General features: G+C 74.2%; 26 protein-coding genes. 14 read left to right on the top strand and 12 right to left on the bottom strand.

Annotation, left to right across the window (positions count from 1 at the left end; all coding sequences use genetic code 11):
* Nucleotides 1–73: 73 nt before the first annotated feature.
* Both PUR56_RS10550 and PUR56_RS10555 read left to right on the top strand, forming a co-directional pair.
* Nucleotides 74–1,372 carry a serine hydrolase domain-containing protein gene (locus PUR56_RS10550; RefSeq protein ID WP_329948666.1) on the top strand — a complete coding sequence of 433 codons (1,299 nt, stop codon included), beginning with the start codon at nt 74–76 and terminating at the stop codon, nt 1,370–1,372.
* The gene (locus PUR56_RS10555) at nt 1,369–3,081 is read left to right on the top strand and encodes an alpha/beta fold hydrolase (RefSeq protein ID WP_329948667.1); all 1,713 of its coding nucleotides are present in this window, start codon (nt 1,369–1,371) and stop codon (nt 3,079–3,081) included. Before PUR56_RS10550 ends, PUR56_RS10555 begins: the two co-directional genes overlap by 4 nt.
* 153 nt (nt 3,082–3,234) lie before the next feature.
* On the opposite strand, the gene PUR56_RS10560 is transcribed toward PUR56_RS10555, so the two are convergent.
* The 3 genes from PUR56_RS10560 to PUR56_RS10570 form a co-directional block, all read right to left on the bottom strand.
* Nucleotides 3,235–3,666 carry a GNAT family N-acetyltransferase gene (locus PUR56_RS10560; protein ID WP_329883478.1) on the bottom strand — a complete coding sequence of 144 codons (432 nt, stop codon included), beginning with the start codon at nt 3,664–3,666 and terminating at the stop codon, nt 3,235–3,237.
* Between the two features lie 96 nt (nt 3,667–3,762).
* Nucleotides 3,763–4,173 carry a phage tail protein gene (locus PUR56_RS10565; protein WP_329948697.1) on the bottom strand — a complete coding sequence of 137 codons (411 nt, stop codon included), beginning with the start codon at nt 4,171–4,173 and terminating at the stop codon, nt 3,763–3,765.
* Nucleotides 4,174–4,359: 186 nt separating this feature from the next.
* A complete protein-coding gene (locus tag PUR56_RS10570) occupies nt 4,360–5,394 on the bottom strand; it encodes a hypothetical protein (protein ID WP_329948668.1) in 1,035 nt (344 codons plus the stop codon).
* A 122-nt stretch (nt 5,395–5,516) separates the two neighbouring features.
* Here PUR56_RS10570 and PUR56_RS10575 point away from each other — a divergent pair, with 122 nt between their 5' ends.
* Complete coding sequence (locus tag PUR56_RS10575) at nt 5,517–6,383, top strand: helix-turn-helix transcriptional regulator (RefSeq protein WP_329948669.1); 867 nt, start codon at nt 5,517–5,519, stop codon at nt 6,381–6,383.
* 357 nt (nt 6,384–6,740) lie between these two features.
* Nucleotides 6,741–8,351 (top strand): ALF repeat-containing protein, encoded by a 1,611-nt coding sequence (locus tag PUR56_RS10580; protein WP_329948670.1) that lies wholly within the window; start codon nt 6,741–6,743, stop codon nt 8,349–8,351.
* 140 nt (nt 8,352–8,491) lie between these two features.
* On the opposite strand, the gene PUR56_RS10585 is transcribed toward PUR56_RS10580, so the two are convergent.
* Complete coding sequence (locus tag PUR56_RS10585) at nt 8,492–9,154, bottom strand: hypothetical protein (protein ID WP_329948671.1); 663 nt, start codon at nt 9,152–9,154, stop codon at nt 8,492–8,494.
* Nucleotides 9,155–9,401: 247 nt separating this feature from the next.
* Between PUR56_RS10585 and PUR56_RS10590 the strand changes: the two genes are divergently transcribed.
* The 3 genes from PUR56_RS10590 (at nt 9,402) to PUR56_RS10600 (ending at nt 11,802) form a co-directional block, all read left to right on the top strand.
* Nucleotides 9,402–9,938, top strand: coding sequence for a hypothetical protein (locus PUR56_RS10590; RefSeq protein WP_329948672.1), 537 nt, complete (start codon nt 9,402–9,404; stop codon nt 9,936–9,938).
* A 302-nt stretch (nt 9,939–10,240) separates the two neighbouring features.
* Entirely contained in the window at nt 10,241–10,648 is a 408-nt protein-coding gene (locus tag PUR56_RS10595; RefSeq protein WP_329948673.1) for a YciI family protein, read from the top strand.
* A gap of 8 nt (nt 10,649–10,656) precedes the next feature.
* Nucleotides 10,657–11,802 carry an RNA polymerase sigma factor gene (locus tag PUR56_RS10600; protein ID WP_329948698.1) on the top strand — a complete coding sequence of 382 codons (1,146 nt, stop codon included), beginning with the start codon at nt 10,657–10,659 and terminating at the stop codon, nt 11,800–11,802.
* A gap of 133 nt (nt 11,803–11,935) precedes the next feature.
* On the opposite strand, the gene PUR56_RS10605 is transcribed toward PUR56_RS10600, so the two are convergent.
* A complete protein-coding gene (locus PUR56_RS10605) occupies nt 11,936–12,409 on the bottom strand; it encodes a carboxymuconolactone decarboxylase family protein (RefSeq protein WP_329880745.1) in 474 nt (157 codons plus the stop codon).
* A gap of 156 nt (nt 12,410–12,565) precedes the next feature.
* Between PUR56_RS10605 and PUR56_RS10610 the strand changes: the two genes are divergently transcribed.
* A complete protein-coding gene (locus PUR56_RS10610) occupies nt 12,566–13,048 on the top strand; it encodes an SRPBCC family protein (RefSeq protein ID WP_329948674.1) in 483 nt (160 codons plus the stop codon).
* Nucleotides 13,049–13,164: 116 nt separating this feature from the next.
* On the opposite strand, the gene cobC is transcribed toward PUR56_RS10610, so the two are convergent.
* On the bottom strand, nt 13,165–14,787 hold the full coding sequence (gene cobC / locus PUR56_RS10615; RefSeq protein WP_329948675.1) for an Rv2231c family pyridoxal phosphate-dependent protein CobC: 1,623 nt from the start codon (nt 14,785–14,787) through the stop codon (nt 13,165–13,167).
* A 665-nt stretch (nt 14,788–15,452) separates the two neighbouring features.
* Between cobC and PUR56_RS10620 the strand changes: the two genes are divergently transcribed.
* From PUR56_RS10620 to PUR56_RS10635, 4 genes are all read left to right on the top strand, one after another.
* Nucleotides 15,453–16,340 (top strand): alkaline phosphatase family protein, encoded by an 888-nt coding sequence (locus PUR56_RS10620; RefSeq protein ID WP_329948676.1) that lies wholly within the window; start codon nt 15,453–15,455, stop codon nt 16,338–16,340.
* A gap of 5 nt (nt 16,341–16,345) precedes the next feature.
* Nucleotides 16,346–17,866, top strand: coding sequence for an MFS transporter (locus PUR56_RS10625; protein ID WP_329948677.1), 1,521 nt, complete (start codon nt 16,346–16,348; stop codon nt 17,864–17,866).
* A complete protein-coding gene (locus PUR56_RS10630) occupies nt 17,863–18,900 on the top strand; it encodes a TolB family protein (protein ID WP_329948678.1) in 1,038 nt (345 codons plus the stop codon). The genes PUR56_RS10625 and PUR56_RS10630 overlap by 4 nt, the downstream gene beginning before the upstream one ends.
* A 155-nt stretch (nt 18,901–19,055) precedes the next feature.
* Complete coding sequence (locus PUR56_RS10635) at nt 19,056–19,955, top strand: hypothetical protein (RefSeq protein ID WP_329948679.1); 900 nt, start codon at nt 19,056–19,058, stop codon at nt 19,953–19,955.
* A 58-nt stretch (nt 19,956–20,013) separates the two neighbouring features.
* On the opposite strand, the gene PUR56_RS10640 is transcribed toward PUR56_RS10635, so the two are convergent.
* The 3 genes from PUR56_RS10640 to PUR56_RS10650 all read right to left on the bottom strand — a co-directional run bounded on the left by PUR56_RS10640 (nt 20,014) and on the right by PUR56_RS10650 (nt 21,456).
* Nucleotides 20,014–20,343, bottom strand: a complete 330-nt coding sequence (locus PUR56_RS10640) for a trypco2 family protein (protein WP_329948680.1) — start codon at nt 20,341–20,343, stop codon at nt 20,014–20,016.
* A gap of 98 nt (nt 20,344–20,441) precedes the next feature.
* On the bottom strand, nt 20,442–20,894 hold the full coding sequence (locus tag PUR56_RS10645) for a hypothetical protein (RefSeq protein WP_329948681.1): 453 nt from the start codon (nt 20,892–20,894) through the stop codon (nt 20,442–20,444).
* A gap of 202 nt (nt 20,895–21,096) precedes the next feature.
* On the bottom strand, nt 21,097–21,456 hold the full coding sequence (locus tag PUR56_RS10650) for a hypothetical protein (RefSeq protein ID WP_329948682.1): 360 nt from the start codon (nt 21,454–21,456) through the stop codon (nt 21,097–21,099).
* A gap of 539 nt (nt 21,457–21,995) precedes the next feature.
* Between PUR56_RS10650 and PUR56_RS10655 the strand changes: the two genes are divergently transcribed.
* Together PUR56_RS10655 and PUR56_RS10660 are read left to right on the top strand one after the other, a co-directional pair.
* Entirely contained in the window at nt 21,996–22,796 is an 801-nt protein-coding gene (locus tag PUR56_RS10655; RefSeq protein WP_329948683.1) for a hypothetical protein, read from the top strand.
* Between the two features lie 299 nt (nt 22,797–23,095).
* Nucleotides 23,096–23,731, top strand: coding sequence for a hypothetical protein (locus PUR56_RS10660; protein WP_329883825.1), 636 nt, complete (start codon nt 23,096–23,098; stop codon nt 23,729–23,731).
* A 58-nt stretch (nt 23,732–23,789) separates the two neighbouring features.
* Here the strand turns inward: PUR56_RS10660 and PUR56_RS10665 are convergent, their stop codons facing one another.
* The 3 genes from PUR56_RS10665 to PUR56_RS10675 form a co-directional block, all read right to left on the bottom strand.
* The gene (locus PUR56_RS10665) at nt 23,790–23,996 is read right to left on the bottom strand and encodes a DUF397 domain-containing protein (protein ID WP_329948684.1); all 207 of its coding nucleotides are present in this window, start codon (nt 23,994–23,996) and stop codon (nt 23,790–23,792) included.
* 101 nt (nt 23,997–24,097) lie between these two features.
* Nucleotides 24,098–24,316: a DUF397 domain-containing protein gene (locus tag PUR56_RS10670; protein ID WP_329948685.1), complete on the bottom strand. Its 219-nt coding sequence runs from the start codon at nt 24,314–24,316 to the stop codon at nt 24,098–24,100.
* On the bottom strand, nt 24,313–25,173 hold the full coding sequence (locus PUR56_RS10675; protein ID WP_329948686.1) for a helix-turn-helix domain-containing protein: 861 nt from the start codon (nt 25,171–25,173) through the stop codon (nt 24,313–24,315). Before PUR56_RS10675 ends, PUR56_RS10670 begins: the two co-directional genes overlap by 4 nt.
* Nucleotides 25,174–25,429: the final 256 nt, after the last annotated feature.

Consider the following 25,429-nt stretch of genomic DNA (forward strand, 5'->3'; position numbering starts at 1 on the left):
GGGGATGTCCCCCGGTCGGATCCGGGGGCGTGCCGTCGTGAACTCCGGGCGCCCGGTTCCTAGCGTTGACGACATGACACACCATCACATGATGCTCCGGGGAACCCTCCGGGGTGCGCGGCGGCCGGCGCGGTGGGGGCCCGTGCTCGCCGCCGCCCTGGCCGCCTCTGCGCTCGCGGGCACCCCCGCCGCGTCGGCCGCCGGCTCCTCGGCTCCCGTTTCCGCTTCCGTCGGGGCCGAGGCCGGGGCCGGGGCCGCCGCTGCCGCGCCGGGTGCGTGCGCGGCGACCCGTGCGGCCGTCGGAGCGGCCCTGGACACCCTGGTCGGAGGCGACGGAGTCCCCGGCGCGGCCGCCGAGTTCACCGACCCCCGCTGCGGGCGCCGGACCGCCGCCCGCGGCGTCGCCGACCTGGCGACCGGCCGCCCGATGCGGGCGGAGGACCGGCTGCGGATCGGCAGCGTCACCAAGACGTTCACCGCCACGCTCGTCGTCCAACTCGCCGCCGAGGGCCGGATCGGCCTGGACGACACCGTCGAACGCCACCTGCCCGGACTGGTCCGGGGCAACGGCCACGACGGCGGCCGGATCACCGTCCGCCAACTGCTCCAGCACACCAGCGGACTCCCCGACTACACCGAGGCGCTGGTCGGACTGCCCGTGGACGCGTGGCGGTTCCGCCACTTCGAGCCGCGCGAGCTGGTCGCGATCGGGCTCACCCTGCCGCGCCCGGAGAAGGCGTGGTCCTACTCGACCACCAACTCCGTGATCGCCGGCCTCCTGGTCGAGAAGGTCACCGGCCGCCCCTTCGAGGCGGAGCTGCAACGCCGGATCATCGGCCCGCTGGGCCTGCGGGACACCTACTGGCCGGGCGACGAGCTCCGCATCCGGGGCCCGCACTCGCGCAGCTACTACGTCGACCACGCCGCACCCGAGGGCGCCCCGCGCATCGACGGCACCGAGTGGAACGCGAGCTTCGGCGGCGCGGGCGGCGCGCTGGTGTCCACGCCCGCCGACGTGGACCGGTTCTTCCGGGCGCTGCTCGGCGGCCGGCTGCTGCCCGCGCGCTGGCTCGACGAGATGAAGCGCACCGTGCCCGCCGACCCGGACCGCCTCTGGCCCGGTGCCCGGTACGGGCTCGGGCTGATCGCGAGCCCGCTGGAGTGCGGCGGCTGGTGGTGGGGCCACGGCGGGACGATGCCGGGCGGGCACCGGACGCTCGCCGCGGTCGGGCCGGGCGGCCGCAGTCTCGCCCTCGCCCTCACCGAGGTCCCCCGCACCGAGCAGGCCGAGCAGGACTTCCGTGCCGTCGCGACCGCCGCGTTCTGCGCGCCGGTCGGTGGCGGATCCGATGCGACCGAGGAGACGTCATGAGCGACCGCCGTACCGCCGAGGCCCGTTTCGGCGAGGCCCGCTCCGCCGCCGGCCGTTCCACCGGGAGCCGGGCCGCCCGCCCCCGTCGTGCCGGCGGGCGGCGCCCGGCCGGAACCGGGGCGTCGACGGCCGTCCGCCGGGCCACGGCGGCGGGCCTCGCCTTCGCGGCCTGCGTGGCGGTGGTGTCCGCAGCGACCGGCCCCGCCCAGGCCGCGTCCGCCGACGCCTCCGCGTCCGGCGCCTCCGCGTCCGCGACCTCCGCCCCCCGCGGGCTGGACCGCTACTACAACCAGCGTCTCGACTGGCGCAGTTGCGTCAAGGGGCCGGACGACAAGGACGGCGCGGCCCTGGAGCAGGCGGGCGCGCGCTGCGCGGACGTGACCGTCCCGCTCGACTACGGCGACCCCCGGGGCCGCACCATCACCGTCGCGATCTCCCGGATCAAGGGCACCGACACCCGCCACCGGATCGGCGCGATGCTGCTCAACGACGGCGGCCCGGGCGGCGAGACCCTCGGCACTCCGCCGCGCGTGCAGGCGGCGCTCAAGGAGACCGCCGCACGTTACGACATCATCGGCATGGACCCGCGCTTCGTGGGGCGCAGCACCCCGCTGGACTGCGGCTGGCCGGTCGGAACCACCATCGCCTCGGCGGGCCTCGGCCGGGCGAGCTTCGACCGGCAGGTCGCCTTCCAGAAGGACCTGGCCGCCAAGTGCCGTGCCGCGACAGGGTCGTTGCTACCGCACGCGAGCACCCGCAACACGGCCCGCGACATGGACGTCGTCCGGGGCGCGCTCGGTGAGCGGAGGATCTCCTACCTGGGCGTCTCGTACGGCACCTACCTGGGCACCGTCTACACCCAGATGTTCCCCGGCCGCTACGACCGGGTGGTCCTCGACGGGGCGCTCGACCCGCGCACGTACGGGCCCCGCCTGTTCCCGGGACTGCTGGCGGAGAACGAGCAGGCGCTCGCCGACTGGGCCGCCTGGGCGGCGGCCCGCCACGACACCTACGGGCTCGGCCGGACCGGGGAGGAGGTGATCGCCGGGATCCGGCGGACCGTCGAGGCGTCGGCGCGTGCGCCGTTGGCCGTCGGCAGCGGCACCGGCACCTTCCTGGTCGACGACACCCGGGTGCCGTTCCTGCTCTTCGCCGGGATCGCGGACGACACGGACGAGGCGCGCGCGGACCTCGCCGAAGAGATGGCCGTGCTGGCCGAGGCCGCGGCGGGCCGGCCGGCCCGGCCGTCGGAGGCGTTCGCCGCCGTGTTGCGGTTCGCGTTCGGCGCGGAGGGGTCGGCGACCGGCAGCTCCCAGCAGGCGATCATGTGCGCGGACGGCACCGCGCCGCGTGACCCCGAGTCGTACTGGCGGGGCGTCGAGCGCACCCGGGCCGAACACCCGCTGCTCGGTCCGATGCTCAACAACATCAACCCGTGTGCCTTCTGGGACCGCCCGCGCGAGGCGCGCACCGAGGTGCGGAGCGACGCCGAGGTGCTGATCGTCGCCGCCACCGGGGACCCGCGCACCACCTACCGGGACAGCGTCGCGCTGCACGGGCTGCTGCCCGGCTCTCGCCTGCTGACGCTCAAGGGCGCTAACCGGCACGCGCTCTACGGGATGTACGGCAACGCGTGCGTGGACGACACGGTCAACGCGTACCTGGCCAGTGGCAGACTGCCGAAGGGGGACCGGACCTGCACCAAGTAGCCGTACGCTCCGGCCGTGACCCGTGACCCGTGACCCGTGACCCGTGACCCGTGACCCGTGACCCGTGACCCGTGACCCGTGTCTCGGGCCGGTGCCGCCGCCCGGCCGTGGCGGCCCGCGGGCGCACTGCCCGCGGGCTCACGGCTCGCCGGTTCACTGCTCGCCGAGGGCCATCCACTTCTCCGGTGTCTCCAGCGGTGTGAACCCGACCTTGGCGTAGACCTCGTGGGCGTCCGCCGTGGCGAGCAGGACGCGGCGCAGGCCGTAGGGGGCGAGGTGGTCGCGGACGGCGGCGGCCAGCGCGGTGCCCAGGCCCTTGCCGCGCGCGGCGGGGGCGATGTACACGTCGCAGAGCCAGGCGAAGGTGGCCAGGTCGGTGACGACGCGGGCGTAGCCGAGCTGGGTGCCGGCGGCGCGGTCGTAGACACCGAAGTTGAGCGATCCCGCGACGGCGGAGTCCTGCTTCTCGCGGGGGCGGCCCCGGGCCCAGTAGGAGTCCTCCGACAGCCACCGGTGGATCAGCGCGCCGTCGAGGCGCCCGGGGTCGGTGGAGATCTCGTAGCTGTCGGGGAGGTCACTGGTCATGGCGGGATCCAACCAGAGGCTCCCGCGCCGATCCACCGGATATCCGCAGGCCCCGGGGCGGCCGTGCCTCCTCGCCCGGGGCCGCGGGTCGGGAGTTCAGGCCCCGAACCGCGGGACGACCAGGGGGGACCGCAGGACGAGTTCTCCGATGACGGGCCGGTCGGCGCCGTCGCCGTGGACCAGGGAGGTGAGGGTGCTCGGGAACGCGTCGGTGACCGTCCAGCTCACCGCCGGGGTGCGGGGGCCGTTCAGCAGCGAGACCGTGACGTCCTTCCGGTCGACCGTGTTGAGGCCGATCGTGTCGATCCAGTCGCACAGGGCCTGGTAGCCGTCGGCCGAGCCCCGGCGCAGGGAGACCGTGGCCGTCCTCCGCTGTCCGGGCATCAGGTGGGTGGTTCCCGAGCCGTCCCTGTGCTCGATGACCTCGTAGGACGTCTCCAGCCCGGAGACGTCGTGGAAGAGGTGGTCCCGTCCGTCGACGGAGAGCTTGTAGCGGTAGACGGGCATCGACACGGACGCTCCCGGGGTCGGCCGCACGGCGCGGCGCGGACTGCTGCTCGTAACGGGCGAATCTATGCCACGGAGCGTCAGTTCCGGTTCTCCGTAACCCGTGCGGGCGAGACGCGCCGCGGCGGATCCGGCGGGCCCCCGCCCGGCTCCGCCCCGGCTCCGCCCCGGCTCCGCCCGACCCGCTCAGATCCGCCGCAGGGAGAAGGTGTCGCCCGGCGTGCCGGCGAACGCCAGGTCCAGCCGGCCGGAGAGCGCGTACACGCCGCCGCCGGGGCCGGGCGTGACGGCCGTCGGCAGGAGGTCGGCCGAGGGGCGGACGGAGGTGAGCCGGGCGGTGCGCCAGCCGTCGGTGGAGCGGAGCTCGACCGAGGCGTCGCGGCCCGCGCCGGCCAGGCCGTTGGTCACGCCGACGATGCTGCCGTCGGGGCGGCCGAGCAACCCGTCCAGGTGCAGCAGCGCGCCCGGCCCGCCCGTGCCGGGGCCTCCCGTGACCGGGATCGGGCGGAGGTCCGCCGGCCGGTGCACCGGCACCTGCCAGAGCGTGCCGTCGTCCCACTTGCCGATGATCAGCCGGCCGTCCCGGAGGGCGATGCCGTTCAGGCCGTAGCCGCCGGGCGCCGGGGTCAGCCGGGCGTCGCGGACCAGGACCGAGGCCGTGCCGTCCGTGCCGATCCGGTGCACCACCGGGGCGAGCGAGTCGGTGACGTACGCGGTCCCGTCCGGTCCGAAGGCCACGTCGTTGGCGAAGTGCGGGCCGCCGTCGCCCGCCACCGCGGCCAGGTCCGCGTAGAACAGTCGCCGGCCGGTCTCCAGGTCGTAGGCGCCGAGGCCGGCCAGCCGCCCGGCGGTCGCGGCGGAGGTGCGCGTGCCGAGGCCGTTGTCGCCGTTGGCCAGCAGGACCCGGCCGCGGGCCCGGTCGACGTGCAGGCCGATCACCGAGACCAGCGTGTCCGGTTCGTCGATCAGCGTGCGGACACCGCCGCCCGGGCGGACGACCGAGACCGTGCCGTGGCGCAGCGATCCGACCAGGAAGCGCTGACGGTCCTGGTCCCAGGTGGCTCCCTCCGGGACGAGGGTCGGGGCGTGGCCCGCGATCACGGCCGGGCCCCGGCTCTCGTGGCCGCCGTGGGCGGAGGCCGGCAGAGCCCCGGCGGTGCCGAGCAGGAGGCCGGCCGCCGCAGCGGTGACGGCGGCGGTGCGGAGGAGGTGACGGGTCATCGGAAGTCTCCCTGCGAGGTGGTGCGTCCGGCTGGTGCCCTCAGCCTCGCGGGGCGGTCCGGAGGGCGGCAGTGTCTGTGGATACTGGCAGTGGGACTACCAGGGAAGGGACGGGCGGGGGGATGGACGACGCGGAGACGCGGCGGAACGCGCTGTCGAGCTTCCTGCGCAGCCGGCGTGCCCGGCTGACGCCGGAGGACGTCGGGATGGCGCCGGGGGTGCGGCGGCGCACCCCCGGGCTGCGGCGCGAGGAGTTGGCGCTGCTCGCGGGTGTCGGGGTGACCTGGTACACGTGGCTGGAGCAGGGGCGGGCGATCAACCCGTCGCCGGAGGTGCTGGCGAGCCTGGCCCGGACGTTGCGGCTGGACCGGGCGGAGACGGCGTACCTGTTCCGGTTGGCGGGGAGCCATCCGGGGGCGGCCGGAGCGCCCGGGGCGGTGGGGTCCGAGGCGGCGGGAGACGTGCCGGCGCCGCTGCTGCGGCTGATGCACGCCCAGTGGCCGGCGCCGGCGTTCGTGATGGACGCGGACTGGGCCGTCCGGGCCTGGAACCCGGGCGCGGAGGCGCTGTTCGGGCTGTCCGGCCGGGAGCCGGAGGACTGCAACCTGGCCTGGGTGGTGTTCGCCAGCCCCCTGCACCGCGCCCGGACGGTGGACTGGGAGCACCATGCCCGCCGGACCATGGCGCAGCTGCGCTCCGCCTACGCCGAGCGCGGCGGCGACGGTGCGCCGGCGGCGCGGCCGCTGGCCCGGTTGATCAGGCGGCTGCGGGCGGCGTACCCGGAGGCGGACCGCTGGCTGGACGAGCACCAGGTGCTGGAGCGCGCCGGGGCGGAGAAGGACCTGCTGCACGAGGAGTTGGGGATGCTGCGGATCGACCAGGTGGTGCTGCAGGCGTCCGGCGGGCTGCAGTTGGTGGTGCTGACGGCGCGTGACGCGGAGACCGGCGACCGCCTGCGTCGCCTCGCCCCGTCCGCCGTCCGGGCCTGACCGCCGCCCGGCCCGTCCGCCGCCCTGCCCCGCCCGTTGTCCGGACGACCGGTCGACCGGTCGACCGCGATCGTTCCGCCGACGCCGGACGCGGGATTCCGGCCGGGGTCACCTGGCTGCAGGGGGGAGTTGGAGAGACGTTCATCCGTTCATCCGCCCGGAACTCCGGCCTCGGGGTTTCTCCGGGAGGGGGACTGTCCTCATACGTCCGGAATTGCCTGTGTGCGAAGAGTCGGCGCCTCGGCCGTGAAGCGCGTCCGCTAAATAATGGTGATATGACAACCATGCAACAGGACTTATGCTGACCGGGCTCACGACTTCTCCCCGTGTTCTTCGCTCGAGAAACAGGTCTGCTTGATGAAGTTGCCCAAGGTGTCCGCCGTCCTTGCCGCGGCTGCACTCGCTCCGACCGTCCTGTTCCCGTCGATGGCGTCCGCTGCCGAGCAGCCGAAGCCCGTCGGAGTCAGCGGTCCGGACACGGCGGCCGACACCACGGAGGACGGCGGCTCCCAGGAGGCGGCGGACCGGGCCGAGGTCCGGCGGATCCTGGCCGACAAGGACGCGGGCATCAGCGTCCACGAGGCCGCCGCGAAGGTCGTCGACGGCACGGCGGCCGAACTGCGTCAGTTCCTGGAGGTCGGCCTCCCGAACGCGCGGATCATCGACGACCGCGTCAAGGCCGCCCAGTTCCTCTCCGTCGGCGGCCCTGCCGTGAAGGCGGCGGCCGAGAAGGCCCTCAAGTCCGGCAGCCCCGAGGCGGTGCGCAAGTTCCTCACCGAGGGCCAGTTCGTGGCCCGTGCCGAGGACGACGACCGGGCCGAGGTCCGGCGGATCCTGGCCGACAAGGACGCGGGCATCAGCGTCCACGAGTTCGCCGCGAAGGTCGTCGACGGCACGGCGGCCGAGCTGCGTCAGTTCCTGGAGGTCGGCCTCCCGCGTGCGCGGTCCATCGACGACCTGGTCAAGACCGCCCAGATCCTCTCCGCCGGTGGCCCTGCCGTGCAGGCGGCGGCCAACAAGGCCATGAGCTCCAACAGCCCCGAGGCGGTCCGCAAGTTCCTCGCCGAGGGTCAGCACACGGCCCGTGCCGAGGACGACCGGGCCGAGGTCCAGCGGATCCTGGCCGACAAGGACGCGGGCATCAGCGTCCACGAGGCCGCCGCGAAGGTCGTCAACGGCACGGCGGCCGAGCTGCGCCAGTTCATGGAGGTCGGCCTCCCGAACGCGCGGGCCGTCGACGACCGCGTCAAGGCTTTCCAGGTCCTCGCCGTCGGCGGCCGTGCGGTGAAGGCGGCGGCCGAGGCGGCCCTCAGGACCGGCAGCCCCGAGGCGGTGCGCAAGTTCCTCACCGAGGGCCAGCACACGGCCCGCGCCGAGGACGACCGGGTCGAGATCCTCATCCTCATCGCCGACAAGGAGGTCGGCCCGCGCGTCTTCGCGGGGGCCCAGAAGGCCCTCGGCGGCACGCCCGCCGACCTGCGCCGCTTCCTTGAGGTCGACCTGGCGGGCCTGCGCGAGAGCGACAACCGCGTGAAGGTCTCCCAGGCCCTTGAGACCGGCGGGCCGGCGGTCAAGAAGGCCGCGGGCGCCGCCCTGGAGGGCAGCTACGCGGACGTCCTCGCGTTCCTCAAGGAGGGCTGGTCCAAGGCCCGCGCCGAGGACGAGGCGAACGCGGCCGCCGCCAGGCCGACCTCGCCGGTCCAGGGGCAGAACGCCGGTCAGACCGTCCAGACCGCCAGCGGCGCGGGCACCGTCGCGAACCCGGCCCCGGCCGTGGTGCCCGCCGTGGCACTCGCGAAGGTCACCGGCACCACCGCGACCACCGGCACCGCGGCCGAGACCTCCGGCCCGCTCGCCGCCACCGGCGTGGACGAAAGTGTCCGCTGGGAGGCCGGCGGCGCCGCCGCGGCCGTCGCCGCCGGTGCGGCCCTGGTGGCCGTCTCCCGCCGCCGTCGCGCCGCCGAGTAGTCACATCGGCGCGACGACCGCAGCGTGACCAGGTGCCCCGCCCCCACGGTCGGGGCACCTGGCGTTCGGCACCGCGTCCTACGACCCGGTCGAGTCTGTCGACCCGGGCGGGCCGGGCGAGAGCGGTGTGCGGGCCACCGTCAGATACCGGGAACGGCGTCCTTCGGAACGGTGTGCCAGTTGGTGACCACCGGCTTGTCCACCTTGGTCGGACCGACCGGGAGGCTGACCGGGTCCGGGTCGGCCTTGCCGACGGCGACGATGACGTCGGTGAACTCGATCTCCTGGTTCCCCTTGGTGCTCTTGGGGTTGACGCCCGCGTACGCCACCTTGTCCCCGCCGAGGGTGATCGGCGTGCCGACGGCCTGCTCGGCGTTGACGGCCTCGATACCGCCCGAGCCGAACGCGATGGTCGCGTGCGGGCCAGGGAGTGTGCAGCTGACGCCAGGCCTGGCCTTGGCGGTGATCAGGATGAACCCGCCGGCCTGGGACTCGGTCCTGGTGGTGAACGTGAGGTCCTTCGTGGCGCAGTTCTGCCCCGGGGAGCCGGATTTCGTCCCGGGCGCGGAGGCAGCGGCGGAGGCGGAGGTCGCTGTGGAGGCGGACGCACTGCCGGACGGCGAGGTCGCCTTCGAGGGCGCGGCGGCGGGGGCGGTCGGCGTGGCCGCCGCCGTGGCGGCGGCCGTGGCCACCGGGCTCGCCTCGGCGGAACCCCCGTCGCCGTTCTCCGGTCCGCAGGCGGTGGCGGCAGCGGCGAGCACCGCGACGGCGGCGGCAGTGAGGGCGAGGCGGCGCGTACGCATACGGGGCTCCCGGGTCGGTCCACCGGTGCGGTTCACCGGTGCGACCACCGTAGGTCCGGGCCGTTCACGGCCCGGTCCGCGCAATATCCCGATCCTGTCCCAGAAGCCGCGGAGCCCGGATGCCGGGCGGAAGGGGCCGGGGAGCCCGGGGCGCGTGGCCGACGCCCCCGCTCCGGGGCCGGGCGACCCGTGACGCCCGCCGGTGACACGGGTCGTCAACTCGTCCTCCGTGCGCGACGATGCCGTCATGACGACGCCGCTCCCGCTGCTTCTCCTCGACGTCGACGGGCCGTTGAACCCGTACGCCGCCAAGCCCCACCAGCGGCCTGCCGGGTACGGCACCCACCGCGTCAAGCCGGACTCGTGGGTGGCCCGGTTCCCGCAGCGGCCCGCCGAGTACGTCCGGCCGCTGCGGCTCTGGATCAACCCCGACCACGGCCCCGAACTCCTCTCCCTCCCCTACGAGTTGGTCTGGGCGACGACCTGGATGGCGGAGGCCAACACCTGGATCGCCCCGCTCCTCGGCCTGCCCGAACTCCCCTACGTCGCCTGGCCGCAGCTCCACCAGGAGGACCCGGACGGCCTGCACTGGAAGACCCGCGCACTGGTGGCGTGGGCCGCCGGCCGCCCGTTCGTCTGGGTGGACGACGAGCTGGGACCGCAGGACGCCGCGTGGATAGCCGACCACCACCCCGGACGGGCCCTCGCCCTCCACGTCGATCCGAAGCTCGGCCTGCGGGGCGGCGACTTCGCCACCCTCCGGGAGTGGGCGGCCGCCGCGTGAGCCGCGGACCGGTCGGCGCCGCGCGCCACCCGGTGAGCGACCTCGCCGGCAGCCGTCGGGCAGCTCCCGGCGTGTCGGGCGGGCCCCGGCGCGGCCGCGGGCGACGGGGCGGGCCCGGGCGTCACCGGGGCCGTGCCGAGGCGCGGGTGTGGCCGGGTGTGGCCGGGCGTGGCGGAGCGTGCCCGGAGGAGCCCGGAAGAACCCGGAGAAATTTCCGTCGGCGATGTCGAGAACCCGTGGCCGGCTCCGTCCCAGGGGCGGACGCGGCCACAATGGGTCGCACAGCACCGAGGAGAGACGTCATGGCCAAGTACCTGCTGCTCAAGCACTACCGCGGAGCTCCGGTCCCGGACGACTTCGTGTCCATGGAGCACTGGACGCCGGAGGAGATCTCGGCGCACGTGCAGTACATGCGCGACTTCGCGGCCCGCCTGGAGGAGTCCGGCGAGTTCGTCGACAGCCAGGCGCTCGCCCCCGGGGGCGCGTGGGTGCGCTACGACGGCGAGGGCCGCCCGCCGGTGACCGACGGCCCGTTCGCCGAGACGAAGGACCTCGTGGCCGGCTGGATGGTGATCGACGTCGACAGCTACGAGCGCGCCGTCGAGCTGGCCGGTGAGCTGTCCGCAGCCCCCGGGGCGGGCGGGAAGCCGATCCACGAGTGGCTCGAACTGCGCCCCTTCCTGTCCGCGCCGCCGACCGTCACGGAGTGACCTCCCCGGTGGACGAGGACCTGCTCCGGAACCTCACCCCTGGCGTGCTCGCGATCCTCGTCCGGCGCGGAGCCGACTTCGCGGCGGCCGAGGACGCCGTGCAGGAGGCGCTGGTCGAGGCGGTCCGCGGCTGGCCCGCCCGGCCGCCGGCGGACCCGAAGGGCTGGCTGGTCACCGTGGCCTGGCGCAAGTTCCTCGACGCGACCCGGGCGGACACGGCCCGCCGCCGGCGGGAGGAACTCGTCGACGAGGAGCCGGAGCCGGGGCCCGCGCCCGCGCTGGACGACACGCTCCGGCTGTACTTCCTGTGCGCCCACCCGTCGCTGACGCCCTCGTCCGCGGTCGCGCTCACGTTGCGCGCCGTCGGCGGGCTCACCACCCGCCAGATCGCCCGGGCCTACCTGGTGCCCGAGGCGACCGTGGCGCAGCGCATCAGCCGGGCCAAGCGCACCGTCTCCGGCGTGCGGTTCGACCGGCCCGGGGACGTCGCCACCGTGCTGCGCGTCCTCTACCTGGTCTTCAACGAGGGCTACTCCGGGGACGTCGACCTCGCCGCCGAGGCGATCCGGCTCACGCGGCAGCTCGGGGCCCGGATCGATCACCCCGAGGTGGCGGGTCTGCTCGCGCTGATGCTGCTCCACCACGCGCGGCGTGCCGGCCGGACCGCACCCGACGGCAGCCTGGTGCCGCTCGCCGAGCAGGACCGCACCCGGTGGGACACCGGGGCGATCGCCGAGGGCGTCGCGATCCTCCAGGCGGCCCTGGCCCGGGACCGGCTGGGCGAGTTCCAGGCCCAGGCCGCCATCGCGGCACTCCACGCCGACGCGCCCACGGCCGGAGAGACGGACTGGGTGCAGATCGTCGGGTGGTACGACGAGCTCGTGCGCCTGACCGACAGCCCGGTCGTCCGGCTGAACCGCGCGGTGGCCGTCGGCGAGGCCGACAGGCCGCGCGCCGGTCTGGCGGCCCTCGCGGAGCTGGACGACTCCCTGCCCCGCCACACGGCGGTGGCCGCGTACCTCCGCGAGCGGGACGGTGACCTGGCGACGGCGGCGCGGCTGTACGCCGAGGCGGCCCGGGAGGCGCCCGACCTCGCCGAACGCGACCACCTGACCCGGCGGGCCGCCCGGCTCAACGCCCGCCTGCGTCGCTGACGGGCCGCTCCGGGTGCCTCGCGGGTGCCTCCCGGGTGCCCGCGGGTGATTCCGCGTGCACCCGGGGACACCCCGGAGGCAGGACGAGGACGAGGGCGCGGCCCGGCCGGCGGCCGGTGGGCGGCGGTACCGGTCAGTTGAACTGGCCGGGCCGGTAGTCGCCGGCCGGCGTCTTGAGCAGGACGTTCGCGCGGTTGAAGGCGTTGATGATCGCGATGGCGCCGACGAGGGCGGCGAGCTGCTCCTCGTCGTAGTGCTTGGCGGCGTTCTCCCAGACCTCGTCCGGGACGCCGCCGGCCGCGTCGGCGATGCGGGTGGCCTCCTCGGTCAGCTCCAGCGCCGCGCGCTCGGCCTCGGTGAACACCGTGGCCTCCCGCCACACCGCGACGAGGTTGAGGCGCTCCGCGGACTCCCCGGCGTGCACGGCGTCCTTGAAGTGCATGTCGGTGCAGAAGGCGCAGCTGTTGATCTGGCTGGCGCGGAGCTTCACCAGCTCCTGGGTCGTGGCGGGGAGGGTCGAGTCCTCCAGCACCTTGCCCGCGGCGATGATGTGCTTGAAGACCTTGCCGAGGACCGGGCTGGTGAAGGGGTTGAGGCGGGCTTCCATGGTGTTCTCCGTTGCCGTCGTCTGTCGGGACACACCTTTGACGGGACAGCCCGGCGGGTTGTGACACGCGCCCGTTGTGACGGTGGTCACTCCCCGCCGGCGGGCCCGGCGGGCGACGCCGCGCGGGCCGGCGCGTCCGGGGGGAGACTGCGAAGCATGGGACAGCGTGATGTTTCGGTGGCGCGCGAGATGGCGGCCCCGGCGGACCGGGTCTGGCGGTCGATGACCGACCTGGAGTCGATGCCGCAGGTGCTGAGCGGCGTCGACTCGGTGGAGGTCCTCACGCCGGGCCCGTTCGGCGTGGGGACGCGCTGGCGGGAGACCCGGCGGATGCTGGGCAAGTCGGCCACCGAGGAGATGTGGGTGACGGTGTGCGACGCCCCGGTCCGGTACGTCGCGGAGGCGGACAACGCGGGGATGCACTACGTGTCGGAGTTCCGGCTCGTGGAGCGCACGCCCGGGCGGACGACCGTGACGATGACCTTCTCGGCCCGGCCCCGGCACGGCGACAAGCTGCCGTTCCTGGCGCGGCTGCTGGGCGGGATCGGCGCCAAGGCGGCGGCGAAGGCGATCGCCAAGGACCTGGCGGACGTGGCGGCCTCGGTGGAACGCACGCCCGGGGGCGGACCGGACCGGTAGTCGCCCGCCCCCGCCCGCCCGCTCGCGCCCGCCCCCGCCCCCGCCCGTTCGCGACTCGATCACTGCCCGGTCGCCGCTCCGCTCGGCCGCGGGCTCAGAGCCAGCTCAGCGCCCGGTCAGCGGCCGGTCACCGCTTCGAGTGCCGCTTCGAGTGCCGCGAGGAACCGGTCCGTGGTCGGCTCGTCCCGGACGGCGATGCGCAGCCAGTCCGGGCCGAGGCCGGGGAAGGTGTCGCCCCGGCGGACGGCGAAGCCGCGCTCGCGCAGCGCGGTCCGGACGGTGTCGGCCCCGGGCAGTTCGATCAGGACGAACGACGCCGCCGGCTCGCCGTGCACCCGGACGGCGGGCAGGGCGGAGAGGCCCTTGAGCAGGTGGTCGCGCCGGAGGGCCAGTTCGTGCGACGCCTCCTCGGCCTCCGCGAGGGCGGCCGGGGTGGAGCAGGCCTCGGCGGCGGCCAGGGCGGGGGTGGAGACCGGCCAGAGCGGCTGGGCGGCGGCGAGGCCGGCGATCAGCGGGGCCGGACCGAGCGCGTATCCGATCCGCAGGCCGGCCAGGCCCCAGGTCTTGGTGAGGCTGCGGAGGACGACCACCCGGCCGGGCAGCTCGCGGGCCGACGAGGCCAGGGACTCGGTCTCGCCGGGCACGGTGTCCATGAACGCCTCGTCGATCACCAGGGTGCGTCCGGGTCGGGCGAGGGCGGCGACGGCGGCGGCCGGGTGGAGGACGGACGTCGGGTTGGTGGGGTTGCCGAGCACGACCAGGTCGGCGGCCTCGGGGACGGCGTCCGGAGTGAGCCGGAAGCCGTCGGCGGGGGAGAGCAGGACGCGGTGCACGGCGTGTCCGGCATCCCGTAGCGCGGCTTCCGGCTCGGTGAACTGCGGGTGCACGACAACGATGTGACGCGCCGTCAGGGTGCGGGCCAGCAGGACGAACGCCTCGGCGGCGCCCGAGGTGAGCAGCACCTCGTCGACCGGGCGGCCGTGCCGGGCGGCGACGGCGGCATGCGCGGACGTGCCGTCGGGGTAGGCGGCGAGGTCGGCGAGGGTGGCGGCCAGGTGCTCGCGCAGCCACTGCGGGGGCGTGCCGGTGCGGACGTTGACGGCGAGGTCGACCAGGTCGGGTCCGGCGGCGCGCACCTCGGCGTCCCCGTGGTGGCGGAGATCGGGTTCGGCGGCCTTGGCGGCCTTGGCGGCCTCGGCGGCTCCGGCGGGGGAGGGCTCGGCGGCGGAGGGGGTGTGCGGCCCGGGGGTGGAGCCGGATGCGGGGGTCATGGGCGGATCTCCTGCGGGGGCTGGCGGGGGAGCGGGGTGGCGCGGCAGGCGGGCGACGGCGACCGTCGCGGCCGGGGACTTCCGCTTGGGCACGACGAGTTCCCCGCCGGGCGCGCTCGCCAGTGCTGCCGCCTCGGCCACGCCGGCCGTACCCACCGCCGCGCCGACGACGGCGGACGGGTGCGGTACGGGGACGGTCGCCAGGGCGTCGGCCGGGTGTTCGGCGACCGGGACGCCGAGTGCGGCGGCGGCCCGGCGGACGGCCGGGTGGGCGGCCTTGCCGGTGAGGGTGGCGATCAGGGCGACGGGCGTGCCGGGCGGCCCTGCCTCGGCCAGTGCCCGGCGGATCAGCCCGAGCAGCTCCGCCGCCGTGGCCGAGCCGCGCGCGCCCACGCCGACGACCAGGGCTCCCGGCCCGGCGGCGGTGACTCCCGGGCGTGCCTCTCCGGCGCCAGGCGCGTCGGACACGTGCGCGCCCGCGTCCGGTGGGCCCGCTCCCGGTGCGCCTGGGGTCGGTGCGCCCGCGTCCGGCGCGCACGCCCCCGCGCACGAGCAGGCAGGCGCGCAGGAGGGCGGCTCCGCGCGCGCCCCGGAAGCACCCACGCCCGAACCGTTCCCGACCGGACCGCTCACGACCGGCTCACGTCCATCTCACGCCCTGCTCACGTCCGACTTCTCCGCGTCATCCGCCCGACACCCGTCCGCCGGCCGCTGCGAGCCGATCCGGGGCGGCGCGGGCCGATCCGGGCCCCGTGCGGGCCGGCGACGGTCCGCGACCACCCGTGGCGGTCGGTGAACGTCCGGCCGTCGGCGGCCCGAACGCCCACGTCAGGGCGATGGGGGCTGCGGAAATCCCACCACGGCCGTCACGGACGGGTCAATCGGCGGGGCTGTGACCTGCGCTTGACCTTCGGCTGTGGGGCGCGATCGCTGTTCGCCTGCTCTTCATGTCGCGGCCGGAGCCCACGCCACCGTCCCGCTCCTACTGTTTGCGGCGCTCAGGCCCGGTGATTTCCCATCGGGTATTCCCCGCCGGTTCCCCCTCGCGGCCGGGCCACCTCCCCGGCCCGGCCGCCCCCGACGCACGGAGGACACCCATGTCCGAGACGCCCCGGACCCCCGAGACGCTTGTCATGAACGCAACCCACGGGAGATCCCGCCGCCGCACCCTGACCGCCCTGGGCGCCGGCATCGGCCTGGTCGCCGGCTCCCTCGGCCTCTGGGTCGCCACCGGGACGGCCGCGCACGCCGCCGCCCTCCCGGCCCCGGACCACGTGGTGGTCGTCGTCCTGGAGAACCACGCCTACTCGCAGATCATCGGAAGCTCCGGCGCGCCGTACATCAACAACACCCTGAAGGCCGGCGGCGCCAACCTGACCCAGTCGTTCGGGCTCACCCACCCCAGCGAGCCCAACTACTACCAGCTGTTCTCCGGCTCCAACCAGGGCCGCACGGACGACAGCTGCGTGCCGGTCGGCTCGATCAACAAGGCCAACCTCGCCTCCGAGCTGATCGCCGCCGGCAAGACCTGGGGCAGCTACAACGAGGGCCTGCCGAGCCAGGGCTCGACCGTCTGCTCCAGCGGCAAGTACGCGCAGAAGCACAACCCGTGGTTCGGCTTCAGCAACGTGCCGACCAACACCGCCTACACGATGACGCAGTTCCCGACGAACTTCGCGAGCCTGCCGAAGGTCTCCTTCGTCGTGCCGGACCTCTGCAACGACATGCACGACTGCTCGGTCTCGACCGGCGACACCTGGATCAAGAACAAGCTCGGCGCCTACGCCACCTGGGCCAAGAGCAACAACAGCATCCTCGTCGTCACCTTCGACGAGGACAACCGCCTCTCCGGCAACCGCATCCCCACCATCTTCTACGGCGCCCACGTCACCCCGGGCTCCTCGACCGCCACCACCTACAACCACTACAGCGTGCTGCGCACGCTGGAGGACCTCGCCGGGCTGACCACCCACGCGGGCAACGCCGCCACCGCCGCCACCATCACCGGCATCTGGAACTGACACCCGTGTACGTCGCGGACTCCCGCAGCTCCAAGGCCCCCGTCGCCCCGGCCGCCACCCGGCCGGGGCGGCGGGAGGCCGCCGCCGACACCGCCACCGGCCCGGACACCGGCGCGGCCCACGGCACCGACACCGCCGACACCGCCGATGCCGCCGACGCCGTAGGCCGCCCCGGCCGGGCGGCCCGGGCCGCCGTGCCCGGCACCGTGCTGGCGCTGGGCACCGTCAGCCTGGTCACCGACGTGTCCTCCGAGATGGTCAGCGCCGTCCTCCCGCTCTACCTCCTCACCGGGCTCGGCCTCTCCCCGCTCGGCTTCGGCCTGCTGGACGGCATCCAGAACGGCTTCAGCGCGCTCGTCCGCCTGGCCGGCGGCCACCTCGCCGACCGGCGCGGCCGGGACGGCGCACCCCGGCACAAGGCGGTCGCCGCGCTCGGGTACGGGCTGTCGGCGCTCTGCAAGCCGCTCCTGCTGCTCGTCCACACCGTGCCGCTGATCGGCGCCGTGCTCGCCGTCGACCGCACCGGAAAGGGCCTGCGCACCGCGCCGCGCGACGCGATGATCTCGCTGGCCACCGAACCGGCCCACCGCGGAAGGGCGTTCGGCGTCCACCGGGCGATGGACACGGCCGGTGCGCTGCTCGGACCGCTCACCGCCTTCCTGGTGCTCCGGACGGCCGGCGGTCCGCTGCTGGCCGACGGCGGCCGGCAGCAGGGCTTCCAGGCGGTGTTCGCGGTCAGCGCCTGCGTCGCGGTGCTGGGCGTGCTGATCCTGCTGCTCTTCGTGCCGCACCGCCCCGACGCCGCCGGGCCGCCGTCCGGGCCGTCCGGGCCGCAGTCCGGCTCCCCGGGACTCCGGGACGGCCTCGCGCTGCTCCGCAGGCCCGACCTGCGGCGGCTCACCCTCTGCGCGGTGCTCCTCGGCCTCACCACGGTCAGCGACTCCTTCCTCTACCTGCTCGTGCAGCGCCGCCTCGGCCTGGCCACGGAGTACTTCCCGCTGCTCCCGCTCGGGACCGCCGCCGCGTTCCTCCTCCTCGCCGTCCCGCTCGGCGCGCTCGCGGACCGGATCGGCCGCCGCCGGCTCTTCCTGGCGGGTCACGGCGTCCTGCTGCTCGCGTACGGGCTGCTGCTCTCGCCGCTGGGCGGGCTGCCGGCGGTGGTCTGCGTGCTGGTGCTGCACGGCGCGTTCTACGCCTCGACGGACGGCGTGCTCGCCGCCGCCGCGGCCGACGCCGTCCCGCCCGGGCAGCGCGGTGCGGGGCTCGCCCTGGTCGGTACGGGCCAGGCGCTCGCCCGTTTCGCCTGCTCGCTGGCGTTCGGCGCGCTCTGGGGCGTGGTCGGCGGCACCGCCGCGCTGGCCTGGTCGGCGGGTGCGCTGGCCTGCTGTGCGGCCGGTGCGGCCTTCGTCCTCCGCGAACCGCCGAGCGGCCCCGCCGGTCCGGCCCCGGCCCCCGGCCACACCCCGGTCCCCGGCCCCACCCCGACCCCCGCTCCCGCCGCCACCGACCCCGAGGTGCCCTCGTGACCGCCACCCCGCTCCGCAACCGCACCAGGGTGCTGATCCTGCTGGCCGCCGTCGTCCTCCTCGGCGCGGTCGGCACCGGCGCCGTCCGCTACGCCGCCGACCGCTCCGCCGAGCGCGACCGGGCCCGGCCCGACGGCCCGGTCGTCACCCGCGGCGACGTCTCCCTCCGGACGCCCGCCTCCCGGCAGCTCGCCTTCCGCAACATGGCCTGGGGCCCCCACCGCGACGAGATCGCCACCGTCCCCGCCGACCGCCCGGACGGCCCCCGCACCGCCTCCGGCGTCCAGTGCCTGCGCTTCCACGCCGCCGCCGGCACCGGCATCTGCCTCCAGGCGGAGCGCGGGGCACTCCAGGACACCTACCGGGCCGTCGTCCTCGACGACCACCTCCGGGAGCTGCGCTCGTTCCCCGCCGCCGGGATCCCGACCCGCTCCCGGGTATCGCCGTCCGGCCACCTCGTCGCCTGGACGGTCTTCGTCAGCGGCGACTCCTACGCGGGCACCGACTTCTCCACCCGCACGGCGATCGTCGACGTCCGCGACGGGAACCTCCGGGACAACCTGGAGACCTTCGACGTGATCAAGGACGGCAAGCCGTACCGCGCCGCCGACGTCAACGTCTGGGGCGTGACCTTCGCCGACGACACGGCCTTCTACGCGACCGTCGCCACCGGCGGCCGGACGTACCTGGTCCGCGGCGACCTCGGCGCCCGCACCCTCACCACCCTCCACCAGAACGTCGAGTGCCCCTCGCTCTCCCCGGACGGCACCCGGATCGCCTACAAGAAGCGCGTCCCGGGCGTGTCCGAGGACGCCCCCTGGCGGCTCTACGTCCTCGACCTCGCCACCATGACCGAGACCGCCACCGCCGAGCAGCGCAGCATCGACGACCAGGCCGTCTGGGCCGACGACGGGAACCTCCTCTACGCCCTCCCCGGAGACTTCGGCGCCGATCTGTGGACCGCCCCCGCCGACGGCACGGGCGCCGCCCGGCGTCTGCTCGACGCGGCGGTGGCCCCGGCATATCTGGGCTGATCAGGCTGGTTGGTCCGACTCGGAACTTCGAGCGTAGGGTCCACGTCGAGCAATACGAGTGGCGACGCGACGCCGCGACGCCACGCCGACGGACCGGGGGAGCAGGAAAAGTGAGCCAACGAGGGCCCGACCGCGGGCTGTCGCCGGAGCAGCGCATGTCCAGCGACTCGTGGCCGGCGCTGCACGGCCGCCCCGTGCTGCGCCGGACGATCGCGATGGGCCTCGTCCTGTTCGTCGCGGTGATGGCGGCCCTCGCCGTCCGCGGCGTCAACGCCCTCACCCTCGGTCGCGGTGTCGTCGAGACCGACCGGGACCGCGCCGAGCTGCTCGCCGGCCTGCACCCCTCGCAGCACCCCGGTGCCGGGCGCTACTACGTGCCCGTCGGCGCGGTGTACACGCACACGCCGGACGGCGTCCCCGTCGCGTACCTGCACTACCGGCTCGGCGGGGGGCGCGAGGTCGGCGTCGGCGACTTCCTGCGCACCTACGACCTGCCCGCCCCCGGGCCGACGACCGCGCTGCCCCCGGACCTCACGGAGGCGCTGGGCGGCGACGAGCCGGACCTCGCCGCCGAACTCTTCGAGCCGTTCGTGACGGTGCCCGCCGATCCGTCCGCGGACCCGTCCGTCGATCCGTCCGTCGATCCGTCCGCCGGGTCGTCCGCCCCGGTGTCCGCCGGGACGACCCCCGCCCCGGCGCCGGTCCACACCTCCGACGGCACCGGGCCGGTTCCCACGGGTGTGCCCACCGAGACGCCCGCATCCGAGGTCACCGTCGAGGCCGGCCTCGCCGCCGGCCCGGAGGGCGAGGACGGCTTCGCCCCGGCCTTCCCGGCCGACGTGCCCGACCCGGCCCAGGGGACGCCGTCCCCCTCGACCGAACCGTCCCCGACGTCCGAGCCGTCCCCGACCCCGGCTCCCGAGCAGTCGCCGACCGGCCCGGCCGCGACCGCCACCCCGGCGCGCCCCTCCACGGTCCGCCGGATCTACGTCGCCACCGTGCCGGGCGGGCTTCCCGGGGCCGCCGATATCTACGTCCGCGCCACGACGGGGTGAGCCGGCGGCCCCCGGCCCCCCGCGCCGCCCGGTGCCGCCGCGTTCGGACCCGCCGCGTTCAGTCCGGGATGCGGTCGCCCGTGTCGCCGGGCCCGTCGGGACGGTCGGCGGATCCGCTGACCAGCAGGTCCCCGCCGTGGGCCGCGCGCGGCGTCAGCGTGAACGACACTCGGTGCGTGCGGCCGCGCGACACCCCGGCCTCGGTCTCCGCACCGACCGCCCACAGCCTGAAGCCCGCCTTCGCCCTGGCGTCGGCCCTCAGCTCGACCTCGAACTCCATCTCCACGGGGCCGACGGCGAACACCACGTCCTGTCCCGCCCCGCGCGCCACCGCCTCCAGCAGTTCGTCGCGTACCGCCGCGACCGCGTCCACCAGCGGAATGTCCATCGGGCCCCCTTGTTCCAGCCGTCCGTGCGTCGGATCAACGAGACTGCCGGGGTGGCGAGTTCCCGTACGACGGGCAGGACGCGGGCCGGGGCGCGGACCTAGCCGACGAGGATCATGACGGCCGCGACGACCACCGCGAAGACGACCGCGAGGACGAAGCCGAGCATCACCGGCGAGATCCGGTCCCGGAGGCTTTTCGGCGGTCGGACCCGTGCGCCCTGGTCGGTGCTCAGCTCCCACCAGTCGACGACGCGCCACCAGTCGGCGCCGAACTCGGGGTCGGGGTACATGTCGCTGTGCTGGAGCCCGGGCAGTGAGCGCCGCCGGCCGCCCCTGAGGAACATCCGGGCCACGGTCGACGACCCGTACCGGCTGTCGGTCTCACGGGTGTCGATCCACTGGACCTCCTGCCAGGCGTAGGTGCGGCCGCGCCCGATGCCCCAGCAGATGGTGACCCCGGCGGGCCCGACCCTGGACCAGCTCCTGAACGCGCAGTAGGCGACCGGGGCCAGCACGGCGATGGTGCCGCCGATCAGCCAGAAGGCCCACACGGGACCGAGTTTGACGGAGGCGAAGGTGCCCTCGAAGACGAAAACGACGATGGCCAGGAGGAGATGCGACCGCGCCGGACGGTACCGGTCCCTCCCCCCGGAAGATCAGTTCGTTCGCACCACGCACACTATGTCGTGGGCCATCGATCGGAACAGTGGGAGTACGTCCGGTCGTCGCCAACAGGCTTGTTTCGCAGCGCCCTTAAGGCCCGGCGCAGTCCTCGTGCCGGCCCGCGCGCACCGCGCGTGCCAGCCGTGTGAGGCCGTAGCCGAGCAGCCAGGGAAGCACGGTGAGGGCGCCGACGTAGACGGCGAGGTAGCCGAGGAGGTCGTCCAGCCGGCCCGGTTCGTTCCAGGTGTCGGTGGGCAGGACCATGGCGGTCGCCGAGACCGCGACGGGCACCGCCGGGAGCAGCAGCGACCAGAGGCGTGGTGCCCGCCGCCCGGGCCGGCGGGCGCACCACACGCCCGTGGCAGCCATGGCGAAGGGGCCGAGCGGCACCCACAGCACCACCGGGACGAACAGCAGGACCCACCATTCGTCCGAATATCCGAACATCATCGGCGCCCCCGATCTCCGCCCACCCTTGAACCCCACCCACCCGCCGGGTTCCTGCCCGCCCCGGCGGCTCCGGAACCGGACCGCTGCCGGCTGCCCGCCGCGCGACGACGACGGCTACCCCTCCCGGCGCCCGAACCGCCGCACGGCCGGCTCCAGGAAGTCCGCGTGCGGCCCGCGGAGGTCCGCCAACTCGGCACACCGGTCTCCCCGGCCAACTCCCGGGCGGCGTTGCGCCGCAGCGCGGCCGTGTCGAGCGGCTCGCCCGGGCCCGGCGGCTCGACGGACCCGCAGGGCGGCTGCCACCTCCCAGGGGCGGCCGTGGACGCGGACATCCGGCCCAGCAGGAGCCCGCCGCCCTCGGAGGCCGTCCGAGGCGCTCTGGTGCCGCCGGATCGGCTCTGACACCATTTCGGCCGAGATGAACGGGCAGTGCGCGAATGGTTCATCTCAGCTGCATCAACGTAGCCGTAGAGCGTCGAGTAGATCCGAGGCCGACCATGAAGACCTTACGCACTCACGTCCCGAATCTGGTGACGGCCGTGCTGCTCCTGCTGGGCCTGATGACCGCCGCGACCGCGCAGGCCCAGGCGGCCCCGCAGCGGCTCGCCGGCAGCGCGACCGTGTGCTCCAACTCCCCCATCCCGACGGGGTGGGTCATCACGAGCTCGTACAGCAGCAGCGGCTGTCCGGGTACCGGCGTCGCGTACACCATCGCCGATACGACCGGGCTGACGAACGCGACGGTGTGTTCGATGTCGCCGATTCCGGCGGGTTGGGTGATCACGAGTTCGTACGGCAGCGGTGGCTGTGTGGGCACCGGTTACGCGTACTCGATCGCCAAGATCACCACGCAGACCTACGCCACCGTGTGTTCGTTCTCGCCCATCCCGGCGGGTTGGGTGATCACGAGTTCGTACAGCAGTGGCGGGTGCGCGGGCACCGGCTATGCGTACTCGATCGCCAATGTCGCCAACCAGACGAACGCGACGGTGTGTTCGATGTCGCCCATCCCGGCGGGTTGGGTGATCACGAGTTCGTACAGCAGTGGCGGGTGCGCGGGCACCGGCTATGCGTACTCGATCGCCAATGTCGCCAACCAGACGAACGCGACGGTGTGTTCGATGTCGCCCATTCCGGCGGGTTGGGTGATCACGAGTTCGTACAGCAGTGGCGGGTGCGCGGGCACCGGTTACGCGTACTCGATCGCCAAGATCACCACGCAGACCTACGCCACCGTGTGCTCGTTCTCGCCGATCCCGGCGGGCTGGGTCGTCTCCGGCTCCGTCAGCACCAGCGGCTGCGCCGGCAGCGGCATCGCCTACAACATCCGCAAGGTCTGACCTTCCGCCGTCGAGGTCCTGTTCAGAGGCGACCGCCCGCGCCGCGAGGGTGCTGCCGGTCCGTTCCGCCCCGCCGGGTGTCATCCGGCGGGGCGGAACGCCGTGAAGGGGGAGTGCGGTGCGCCTGGTACGTGCGGGCGCGGAAATGCGGGCGACAGGGGCCCGTGGCGCGAGGTAGAAAGGCCGCGTCCTCCGGAAGGGACCGGGGGCGGGAGCGTCGGAGGACGAATGCGGGCTGCGCGGTGAAGTTGAGGACCACGATCCACCGGGTCAGGACGGGGCGGGGGGAGTACCGGGTGGTGTCCGCCGTCCCGCGGGAGGGCCGGGCCGCGCTGTACGAGAGCCAGTTCTCGATGCAGTTGTACGCCGACCGCGCGGGGGCCGGGGTCCTGGCCACGGCCTGGGCGCTGGCCGCACGCTCGCGGCGCTCGCTGGTCCACCTGCCGCTCCGGGCCTGGGCCCGTGGACCGGTCGGAATGTCGGACTGGGTGCACAACGGGCTCGGGCTGGACCTCGTCCTGTTCCAGCACGGTGTGGGCCTGCCGCCCTCACGGTGGAAGGAGGTCCGGGCCCGGCTGGGCGCGGGGGCGCCGCACACCGTGGACATCCCGGAGACGGACTTCCCGGCGGAGGACGGGATCGACTACGCGCGCCACCGCCACGCCGAGTGGCGGGACGGGCTGCATTTCGCCATCGCGGCGCGGACGTTGTTCGTCTCGGGGACCGCCGAGGCGTTCCGCTGGTCGGGATCGCTGGTCAGGTCGCTCGGTACTGAGGGGCCCGCGGCGGCGGCCGGGTACTCGGGGGGCGTTCACTACTGCGTCGAGCTGGACCACGAGCCCGGTCAGAGCCGCGGGAAGGGCTTCTGGACGCAGGCGAAGACGGACCCCGGGATGCTTCACATCGAGTACGCCCCCGGCTGGCGGGCGGCCTGACGGGAGGGCACGACGGCTCCGCCCGGTCGTGCCGGGCGGAGCCGTCGGGGAGCGGTTGTCAGACGGTGCCGAACTCGCCGGACCGGACGGCGTCGACGAAGGCCGTGAAGGCGTCGGCCGAGAAGATGAGCGCGGGGCCTTGGGGGTCTTTGGAGTCGCGCACGGGAACGGTACCGGGGAAGCTCGCGGAGACCTCTACGCACTGACCGCCGTTGTTGGAGTGCGACGATGTGAACCAGGATGCGTTGGACAGCTCGGGGTTCATGGGGCTAGCTCCTTTCGAGCCTTCTGGGTGGAGGCCAGGGAGGCTTTCTCGGACAGCACTTCAACCACTTGCGCAGGTCGGGGCCGGCGGGGGAGCGGTTGTCAGGCGGTGCCGAACTCGCCGGACCGGACGGCGTCGACGAACGAGGCGAAGGCGTCGGCCGAGAAGACGAGCGCGGGGCCCTGAGGGTCCTTGGAGTCGCGGACCGGGACGGCGCCGGAGAATCCTGCGGCGACTTCAACGCAGTTCCCGCCGTTCTGGCTGTGGCTGGACTTGACCCAGACGGCGCCGGTCAGGTCTACGGGGATGGTGCTGCTCATGGTCGGAGGTCCTTCCGGGCTGCGCGGATCGCTTCCAGGGAGGCCACATCCGAGCTGGCTCCCACCTGGAGCCGATCGTAGTCCCTGGCCCACATCGTGACCGTTGTGGATTCCCTGGTGAGAAAGCCGCGTTCCTGAGACTCGGTGTACCCGAGCATGCTGCGGTCAGCCATGGTCAGCAGAACCAGCGGCAATGCGAGGGTTCGACGCTCGCCCATCGAGAACGGCGCCACCTGAATGATAGTCCTGGGTTGGTCGGCCAACTCGGCGAGATGGTCCAGTTGTTCCCGCATGATCCGCGTTCCGCCGACCAGTCGGCGAAGGCAGCTCTCATCGAGCACCGCGTGAACCAGAGGCGAATCCCGGGTTCCGAAACGCTGCTGACGGGAGAGCAGGTAGGAGACTCTCCCCTCGGCCTCCTCATCGGTGATGACCCCTCGCCGCAGATCTGCGCCGGCCAGGGTCTCCGCGTAGGCCTTCGTCTGGAACAGCCCGGGGATGACGCCGAGCTCGAACTGTCGGAGCTCGACGGCCTTCGCCTCGTACGCCGCGTACTCCGGGAAGCCCTCCAGCAGTGAGGATCCGTTCAGGCTCCAGTACATGAGTTCCAGAGTCCCACCGGTCATCAGTACCTTGTCGGCGCTCTGTACCCAGTCAAGTGTGGGATTGCGTGTCCCTCGTTCGAGGTTCGAGATCTGGCTGTCACTCAGCCCCGTCCGCTGTCCCAGTTGGATCTGGTTCAGCCCGATCGCTTTCCTTGACCTGCGGAGTTGGACACCGAAGGCCGCCAGTGGAGATGTCGATGGGTTGAGCTCCGCCTCACGCACAATCAGACCTCTTCGATCCCTGAATCCCATGGAGAAATCTGTCAAGTGGGAATGGCTTCCGATAGTAGAGGTCGGCGGGCCACGATGGCTACACCCCGTGAGAGATCCGGGACCCTGTGCGACCAATGGAGCCCCCATGCCCAGTTGCCCCCGCATGCCCGTGTACACCCCCGTCGTCGGGGAGGTGGTCCGTGACTTCGGGTGCCGTGTCCCCGCCGGTGGGGTGCTCGAAGGCGTCTACATGGACACCCTCGGCGGCCTCGCCTACCTCCGCCACGAGGGCGGC

This window comes from Streptomyces sp. BE303 (assembly GCF_036290945.1).
Taxonomy (GTDB): Bacteria; Actinomycetota; Actinomycetes; order Streptomycetales; family Streptomycetaceae; genus Kitasatospora.

What these genes read in the sequence shown, in the direction of transcription:
- PUR56_RS10550 (WP_329948666.1), top strand. Translation starts at nt 74, where the DNA reads ATGACACACCATCACATGATGCTCCGGGGAACCCTCCGGGGTGCGCGG.
- PUR56_RS10555 (WP_329948667.1), top strand. Translation starts at nt 1,369, where the DNA reads ATGAGCGACCGCCGTACCGCCGAGGCCCGTTTCGGCGAGGCCCGCTCC.
- PUR56_RS10560 (WP_329883478.1), bottom strand. Translation starts at nt 3,666, where the DNA reads ATGACCAGTGACCTCCCCGACAGCTACGAGATCTCCACCGACCCCGGG.
- PUR56_RS10565 (WP_329948697.1), bottom strand. Translation starts at nt 4,173, where the DNA reads ATGCCCGTCTACCGCTACAAGCTCTCCGTCGACGGACGGGACCACCTC.
- PUR56_RS10570 (WP_329948668.1), bottom strand. Translation starts at nt 5,394, where the DNA reads ATGACCCGTCACCTCCTCCGCACCGCCGCCGTCACCGCTGCGGCGGCC.
- PUR56_RS10575 (WP_329948669.1), top strand. Translation starts at nt 5,517, where the DNA reads ATGGACGACGCGGAGACGCGGCGGAACGCGCTGTCGAGCTTCCTGCGC.
- PUR56_RS10580 (WP_329948670.1), top strand. Translation starts at nt 6,741, where the DNA reads ATGAAGTTGCCCAAGGTGTCCGCCGTCCTTGCCGCGGCTGCACTCGCT.
- PUR56_RS10585 (WP_329948671.1), bottom strand. Translation starts at nt 9,154, where the DNA reads ATGCGTACGCGCCGCCTCGCCCTCACTGCCGCCGCCGTCGCGGTGCTC.
- PUR56_RS10590 (WP_329948672.1), top strand. Translation starts at nt 9,402, where the DNA reads ATGACGACGCCGCTCCCGCTGCTTCTCCTCGACGTCGACGGGCCGTTG.
- PUR56_RS10595 (WP_329948673.1), top strand. Translation starts at nt 10,241, where the DNA reads ATGGCCAAGTACCTGCTGCTCAAGCACTACCGCGGAGCTCCGGTCCCG.
- PUR56_RS10605 (WP_329880745.1), bottom strand. Translation starts at nt 12,409, where the DNA reads ATGGAAGCCCGCCTCAACCCCTTCACCAGCCCGGTCCTCGGCAAGGTC.
- PUR56_RS10610 (WP_329948674.1), top strand. Translation starts at nt 12,566, where the DNA reads ATGGGACAGCGTGATGTTTCGGTGGCGCGCGAGATGGCGGCCCCGGCG.
- PUR56_RS10620 (WP_329948676.1), top strand. Translation starts at nt 15,453, where the DNA reads ATGAACGCAACCCACGGGAGATCCCGCCGCCGCACCCTGACCGCCCTG.
- PUR56_RS10635 (WP_329948679.1), top strand. Translation starts at nt 19,056, where the DNA reads ATGTCCAGCGACTCGTGGCCGGCGCTGCACGGCCGCCCCGTGCTGCGC.
- PUR56_RS10640 (WP_329948680.1), bottom strand. Translation starts at nt 20,343, where the DNA reads ATGGACATTCCGCTGGTGGACGCGGTCGCGGCGGTACGCGACGAACTG.
- PUR56_RS10650 (WP_329948682.1), bottom strand. Translation starts at nt 21,456, where the DNA reads ATGATGTTCGGATATTCGGACGAATGGTGGGTCCTGCTGTTCGTCCCG.
- PUR56_RS10665 (WP_329948684.1), bottom strand. Translation starts at nt 23,996, where the DNA reads ATGAACCCCGAGCTGTCCAACGCATCCTGGTTCACATCGTCGCACTCC.
- PUR56_RS10670 (WP_329948685.1), bottom strand. Translation starts at nt 24,316, where the DNA reads ATGAGCAGCACCATCCCCGTAGACCTGACCGGCGCCGTCTGGGTCAAG.
- PUR56_RS10675 (WP_329948686.1), bottom strand. Translation starts at nt 25,173, where the DNA reads ATGGGATTCAGGGATCGAAGAGGTCTGATTGTGCGTGAGGCGGAGCTC.